Raw genomic sequence first — 6,953 nt, 5'->3', positions numbered from 1 at the left:
TGGCATCCGTTGTCGACGTGCCTAGCTCATCAATCAGTTTCGCGATTTCAGGGTTAGCAAGCAGCTTCTTTTCAATCTCATCAATCTTGGCCTTATCAGCCGGATCTCGTCTCGCCATAGTAGTCATTCTGGTCCATCTCCTCATGCGGGTTAGGTTCCCACACACAAACCATTAGACACTCTCGTACTTCTTCCTTGACGAACTCACAATGAACATCCTCTCCTACGGACACAAGATCCGCACTAATCGGGTGTCCACTAAACGAGGGTAACCTCAGTAATGTGGATGCCAGCGTGAAGTATGTCCGACCACCAGCGATGAAACTAGTCTCATACTCATTCAACTCGCTAGGAGGTCTGACATGGTCTACGACTATGTCATTGGAATGGACGTTGGAAAATACTTCCACCACGCTTGCGTCTTAGATAGCCACGGCGCCCAGGTTCTATCCAAACGAATCAATCAAAACGAGCAGGCTTTACGCGCGCTCTTTTCGAATTTCTACTCTGGTAACAACAAGGTCCTTGTCGTTGTTGACCAGCCAAATAACATCGGTCGGCTTACTGTTGCGGTAGCCCAAGACCTTGGAATTGATGTGCGCTATCTTCCCGGCTTGGCAATGCGTCAGCTCTCACGCATCCATGCCGGAAACGCCAAAACGGATATCCGAGATGCCTACATCATTGCCCATGCTGGCAAGAACCTTCCAGCATCCCTTCGCAGTGTCGACCGCGTGGACAAGGCTTTCTGTCAGCTTAAGGTCCTCAATGGTATCGACGAAGACTTGGCACGCTCATACACCAGGCTCATCAATCAGATTCGAAGTGCACTTGTCGGTTGCTACCCGCAATTTGAGCAGGCCATTCGCGGCCAGATAATCCACCGTAAATGGGTCCTTCATCTGCTTGCCCGCTACGGCGGGCCAACGAAAATCAAACGCCTCGGTAAGACAAAAGCTGTAGCTTTCGCTCGCCGCCATAAAGCGCGTAATCCCGAGCCAGTTATCGATGCGATATTCGCTGCCATTGCTGAGCAAACAGTATCCATTGCCGGTGCACACTATGCAGAAATGGGCGTGGCAATGTCAGCAAAAGACGCACTTGCCAAGCTTGATCACCGCACAGAGATCGACAAGGAAGTCATCGACCTCATCGACGACATTCCCCACACACAAATCCTGCTACCCATGCCTGGAATCGGCCCGAAAACAGCAGCACAAATCCTCATGACTGTCGGGGATATGTCTGACTTTCCAACACCTGGACATTTGGCCTCATATGCTGGGCTGTCGCCCCGGACAAACCAGTCAGGCACTTCAATAATGTCGAATTCGCTGAATAGAGCCGGCAACAAAAAATTAAAGAACGCCCTATGGCAATCATCTTTTGCATCCATCAGATTCCACGAGCGTTCACGGCAATTCTATGAACGAAAGCGCAAGGAAGGCAAGCGTCACAACGCTGCGGTCGTAGCACTCGCCCGCAGACGAATCAACGTCCTCTACGCCATGATGCGCAACCACGAGTATTACCGCGACCCTGCCCCAGCAAAGGAAGCCGCAGCAGCCTAACCCCTAACGACGAAACAAGCCGACTGGAAAAATCCCAGTCGGCTACAAGTCGCGCGCAAAAACAACACACCTAAAAAATCCCGAGTTGAGGATCCGCCCCCGTCCGCCCCACCCGCGAGATTGACAAACTACATAGGAACACCCCCTCTATCAAATCCTTAAGACTCTTTGGCCTGTTTGATATACCCAGAGCCAACGAGGTCATTAAAGATATCGGGGTCTATGTCCTGACCATTCTTAATGACAGATATATGCCCGGTGGGCTCTAAAACCATGATCTGAACGTCTTCCATGCGGGCTAAACCAGCCTTTCGCACCGCGGAATACACGTCAGAGCGAGTGATGTGAGACACGGTGAGATTATCGTCAATCATCTCGCCCTGAAAGACGATGAGAACAGGACGGCGATCCAAAAATCGCGTCCACTTCACCACCTTGCGGATGGTACCGAATGCAGCTTCCAGGGCCATCAGCGTGGTCAGCCCAATAACACCCGCCGCTAATGTGGGCGGAACACCAATGATCACACGCCCGGCAACAGCACCGAACATAATGATGATGATCGCGTCAGAGGCCGTCATGGAGGTCAATACGCGGGAACCAAAAAGCTTCACCAAGACCATAAAGGCGAGATAGATGCCTAATGTAGACAACATGACAACAGGAACTCGATGTAGCTCGATTCCTAGTTGAAAAGTAGCCTCGCGTAAAAACCGTTCAAAGATATCCACGGCTTTTGAGGTTACTAGGATGCAAGACACAGCACAGAAAAATAAGCGCTTTTCCCCCTGTAAGCGAGGAAAAGCGCTTTTAGTGTATCCGCAGGATTTGGATTCCTAATTAGATGTGAAAGGACTTGCGCAGGTCATCAAAGATGGCCCGCAGCGGTGCCGGCAGCACCTGGGGGTGCAAACCAATAATGGCGATTCCTGCCGCTAGTGCCGCCACGATGGCAAGGGCTGCGCCACCAAAGGAGGAACCTTGCGGTACCTTCGGGGCACCATCGGCATCACCCAATTCCACGGGTAGGATGGCTTGAGTGCCGGCGTCTGTGGTGATTTCTAGGTTCTGGGAGCCGGTGAGTCCTTCTGGCACGGTCAGCGTCACCTGCGCGCGTCCGCGCTCGCCAAATTGGTCATCGCTTTCCTGCTTGGAATTATCGATATCGGCGGTTACTTCCTCATCCCCCAACTTCACCGTAACCGTCTTAGCCATTGGCTCGCCCTCACTGGTGTAGTTCAAGCTGGACAAATCGACGGTGATTTCTTTACCTGGGGCAATTTCGCCATCGATGTGGGCGCCAATTTGGCCCTGTCCCTTGCGGACCTCGGACTCGCCGGACGCAATGTAGTCGATCATGGCCTGGGCATCCATGTATCCCACATCGTTCTTGTCCTTGATGGAGCTTGCCTCAAAGTAACCATCGCCGCCCTTTTCGCTGTCGCTGGAAGCAAGGAAGGAAGAAAGCGCGATGGAATAGTCCTTGTACGGGTCAAGGGGCTCGCCGTTGATGGTGACGGACTTGACGCGCTCACCCTGGGAGGCCTTGTGGTCATAGACCACCTGCACGTTATTGGAAAGCCCCATGGCAAGACGCGGCCTACTACCCTCCTGCCACTGGTTTTCCAGTGCGGTAATGAAGTCCTTGCCGGAGACCTTCGCGGTAATAACGGAGTTACCAAACGGCTGGACCTCAAAGATGTCCTTGTAGGTGACGTCGCCACCCTGCAAATCGGCGCGCACTCCGCCGGCATTCATGACGCCGAGGTCAATGTCCTCACCCACCTGCTTGCTCAAGGCATAGCGCTGCCCTTCCGCGATGAAGTTATTCAGGGTGGACTCGACACCGCGGTTAGAGCCTGGCTTTTGCCCCTCATCGGAACCGCGGAACAAGTCGGTTTCGACTGTGCCAGCGCTCTTCGAGCCTTCTACCTCGGCTTCATCCTGTGCCTTCTTAACGATGCCCGTAATGTCAGCATCGGGTTCTACCTGCGCCGCAGCAGTCGCGTCGTACTGCTTGAGATCAATGCTTTTCACCTTGCCCGCGGCCTTGTCGAAGGTAATATCGGCATCGTTAAGCAGCTTGCCGTACTCGTAGCCTTGCGCCCACTGCAGTGGCAGCGCGCCGTCGCGTTCAACCGTGCCCTGGGTGGTCTGGTGGGTATCGCCACCAAAGAGGATATCGACGTCCTTATTAAAGCCCTTTGCGTATTCCTCCGCATCCTCGTGGAAGAGGGAGACCACGACATCTGCCTCGCCGCTTTCCTTCAAGCGGGTGGCTTCCTTATTCGTTGCCTCAACAGGATCGGTAAAGGTAACGCCCGGGATCTTTGCCGCAGATACCTTGAACTTGGTGTTTTGGGTAACGGTGCCGACGTAGCCGACCTTCACGCCGTCGATTTCTTCCACATGGGAGGCGTCCAAAATCGGTTTGCCGTCTTTTAACACATTGGCGCCGAGGATGGGATAGTCAGAAGCGGGCTGGATACGGTCCGTTAGGTCCTCGGTGCCCTTGTCGACTTCGTGGTTGCCGACTGCGGTGACCTTCATACCCATAGCATTGAGGGCCTCGAGGGTGTACTTGTCATCCGAGATGGCCGAGACGAATGCAGAACCGCCCACGTTATCGCCCGAAGAGGTGAGATTGAACTCCTGGCCTTCGTTGACCTGTTTGATAAGCGATTGCAGGCGAGCCACACCAATCTCATCGCCCGCCTTAGCTGGGTCGCTCAGGCCATCTTCCAGGTGACCGTGCAAGTCAGTGATATTGGTGACCGAGATGGTGGTCGTGTTCTCCTGCGCTAGGGCGTGTGTGCCGGAGAGCGCGACGGCGGTGGCGGTAGTAGCGGCCACCAACTGGCCAATGCGGCGGAACTGCATTATTACTCCTGTGTCGTAGAAAGCATTCAGACAATTTGTACCGCTTTCTTAACCAATCCGCAGGAAGCGCATCCGCCTTGAACTGGGCATTTACCTTTCCTCCGTCAAGTGTTCACTCAATCGTCATGTGTCCGTAGCCCGCGCGTTGCCTCTACCCAGCAACCGCGCAGGAAGGTGGTCAGATGTCAAGCGGTTACGCGGTCACGCGGTAGACGTCAAAGACGCCCTCGGTATTTCGCAGCGTCGTCATCAAGGAACCCAGCTGTTTGGTATCCGAGACAGAGAAGGTAAATCGCATCGTGGCGATTTGGTCCTCGCCGCGGTTCGAATTCATCGTCAGCACATTAATGTTCTGGTCACTTAGTACCCGCGTCAGCTCAGACAGCAAGCCCTGACGGTCCAATGCCTCAAGCTGCAGCGTGGCGGAAAACGCACCGGTAGAAGAGGTACCAGAGGACCATTCGACCTTTAGCATGCGTTCCGGCTCGGATTTGAGCTTTTCCGCGTTGGCGCAGTCCGCACGGTGCACGGACACTCCACCGCCACGGGTGACGAAGCCAAAAATGGCATCCCCAGGCACCGGCTGGCAGCACTTCGCAAGCTTCGCCATGACATCAGGGCTTCCCTCCACCAAGATGCCGGTGCCGGAGGCGGAGTCCTTAGTATGCTGCGCGCGGGAATGCTCAAGCTCCGAAAGCGGGGTTCGGGAGGCAAGCGCATCCACAGCATCTTCGCGGTCGCCGAACAAGGCCACCAGTTGGTTGGCCACGTGTTGTGCGGAGACATGCCCTGCACCGACGGCCGTGTACAGGGCGTCGACATCGGAATAGTGCAGCTGTTCTGCCACCTGCTTCATTGAGCTGGCGGTAAACAGACGGTGCATCGGTAAGCCGCCACGCTGCACCTCCGTGGCTAAGGCATCGCGCCCAGCTTCGAGGTGTTCCTCGCGCCTTTCCTTGGCAAACCACTGGCGGACCTTTGCCTTCGCCCGCGGGGAGACCAAGAATTCCTGCCAATCGCGCGATGGACCGGCATTGGGATCCTTGGAGGTAAAGATTTCTACCTTGTCGCCGGATTTCAGCGGCGATTCTAGCGCCACCAATTTGCCGTTGACCTTGGCGCCAATGCAGCGGTGGCCAACCTCCGTATGCACGGCGTAGGCGAAATCCACCGGGGTGGAGCCCGCTGGCAAATCCACAACATCGCCCTTCGGGGTAAAGGCGAAAATCTGGCGCGCCGTCAGGTCATAGCGCAAGGAATCGAGGAACTCATTGGGATCCGCCGCCTCCTTTTGCCAGTCCAGCAGTTGGCGCATCCAGGCCATCTGGTCCACCTCGTCTTGGTGCCCAGAATTTTTTCCCTTCGTTTCCTTATAACGCCAGTGCGCGGCGACGCCGAATTCGGCGTTGTAATGCATCTCGTGGGTACGGACCTGTACCTCTAGGGTCGCTCCGCCGTCTGCCAGCACCGTGGTGTGCAAAGACTGGTAAACGCCGAAGCGCGGGGAGGAAATATAATCCTTAAAACGCCCAGGCAAAGCCTGGTAAATGGAGTGAACAACGCCAATGGCGGCATAACAGCTATTGATGTCATCCACCAATACACGGATGCCCACTAGGTCAAAGATCTCGGCAAACTCGCGGCCACGAACGACCATCTTTTGATAGATGGACCAGTAATGCTTCGGTCGGCCCATTACCTCGGCCTCGATGCCATTTTCTTTTAAGGCGGCGCTAACTTGGGTGATGATTTCCTTCAGGGCGCGATCGCGCGAAGGCGCGCGCTCTGCCACCATGCGGACGATTTCGTCATACTTTTTGGGATACAGGATGGCAAAAGACAGATCCTCTAGTTCCCATTTCACGCTCGCCATGCCCAGCCGGTGGGCCAAGGGGGCAATAACCTCTAGCGTTTGGCGCGCCTTTTTGGCCTGTTTTTCCGGCGGCAAGAAGCGCATGGTGCGCATATTGTGCAGCCGGTCGCTGACCTTAATGACGAGGACGCGCGGATCGTTGGCCATGGCGACGATCATCTTACGGATGGTCTCGGCCTCGGCCGCAGCACCCAACGCCACCTTGTCCAGCTTGGTCACACCATCAACAAGCCTGGCAACTTCGGGCCCGAAGTCTCGGGTCAGATCCTCCAGCGTGTAATCGGTATCCTCCACGGTATCGTGCAAAAGTGCTGCCACGATGGTGGTGGTATCCATACCGATTTCCGCGGCAATCGTAGCTACGGCAAGAGGGTGCGTAATATACGGTTCGCCCGACTTGCGAAATACTCCCTCATGCAACCTTTCCGCGGTGTTATAGGCAGCGTTGAGTAATTCCGCATCCGCCTTGGGGTGGAATTTCCGGTGAATGGACATGAGGGGATCGAGCACCGAGTTAATCTTGACCCGCCCGCCGGTCAGTGACCGGGCAAGCCGGGCAGACATGCTCCGCATCCCGTTATTAGCCTGGCGTTTTGCTGACTTATCCGTGGCCATCTCTACCGCCCTTC

Annotated in this window: 4 protein-coding genes; 1 reads left to right on the top strand and 3 read right to left on the bottom strand. The window is 55.3% G+C overall.

The annotated features are described in order from the left end of the window. Positions 1–362: 362 nt before the first annotated feature. The gene (locus ABRP84_RS10945; protein WP_349853795.1) at positions 363–1,571 is read left to right on the top strand and encodes an IS110 family RNA-guided transposase; all 1,209 of its coding nucleotides are present in this window, start codon (positions 363–365) and stop codon (positions 1,569–1,571) included. Positions 1,572–1,729: 158 nt separating this feature from the next. Here the strand turns inward: ABRP84_RS10945 and ABRP84_RS10940 are convergent, their stop codons facing one another. The 3 genes from ABRP84_RS10940 to ABRP84_RS10930 form a co-directional block, all read right to left on the bottom strand. After that, complete coding sequence (locus tag ABRP84_RS10940; RefSeq protein WP_410755690.1) at positions 1,730–2,302, bottom strand: DUF421 domain-containing protein; 573 nt, start codon at positions 2,300–2,302, stop codon at positions 1,730–1,732. Positions 2,303–2,411: 109 nt separating this feature from the next. After that, positions 2,412–4,451 carry a bifunctional metallophosphatase/5'-nucleotidase gene (locus ABRP84_RS10935; RefSeq protein WP_349853794.1) on the bottom strand — a complete coding sequence of 680 codons (2,040 nt, stop codon included), beginning with the start codon at positions 4,449–4,451 and terminating at the stop codon, positions 2,412–2,414. Between the two features lie 193 nt (positions 4,452–4,644). Beyond that, positions 4,645–6,939, bottom strand: a complete 2,295-nt coding sequence (locus tag ABRP84_RS10930) for a RelA/SpoT family protein (RefSeq protein ID WP_349853792.1) — start codon at positions 6,937–6,939, stop codon at positions 4,645–4,647. Positions 6,940–6,953: the final 14 nt, after the last annotated feature.

It is taken from the genome of Corynebacterium sp. KPL2861 (assembly GCF_040225475.1).
Lineage (GTDB): Bacteria > Actinomycetota > Actinomycetes > Mycobacteriales > Mycobacteriaceae > Corynebacterium.
This window is presented reverse-complemented; position numbering and strand designations above follow the sequence as displayed.

Coding starts and splice junctions, on each gene's coding strand:
- ABRP84_RS10935 (WP_349853794.1), bottom strand. CDS start 4,451: ATGCAGTTCCGCCGCATTGGCCAGTTGGTGGCCGCTACTACCGCCACC.
- ABRP84_RS10945 (WP_349853795.1), top strand. CDS start 363: ATGGTCTACGACTATGTCATTGGAATGGACGTTGGAAAATACTTCCAC.
- ABRP84_RS10930 (WP_349853792.1), bottom strand. CDS start 6,939: ATGGCCACGGATAAGTCAGCAAAACGCCAGGCTAATAACGGGATGCGG.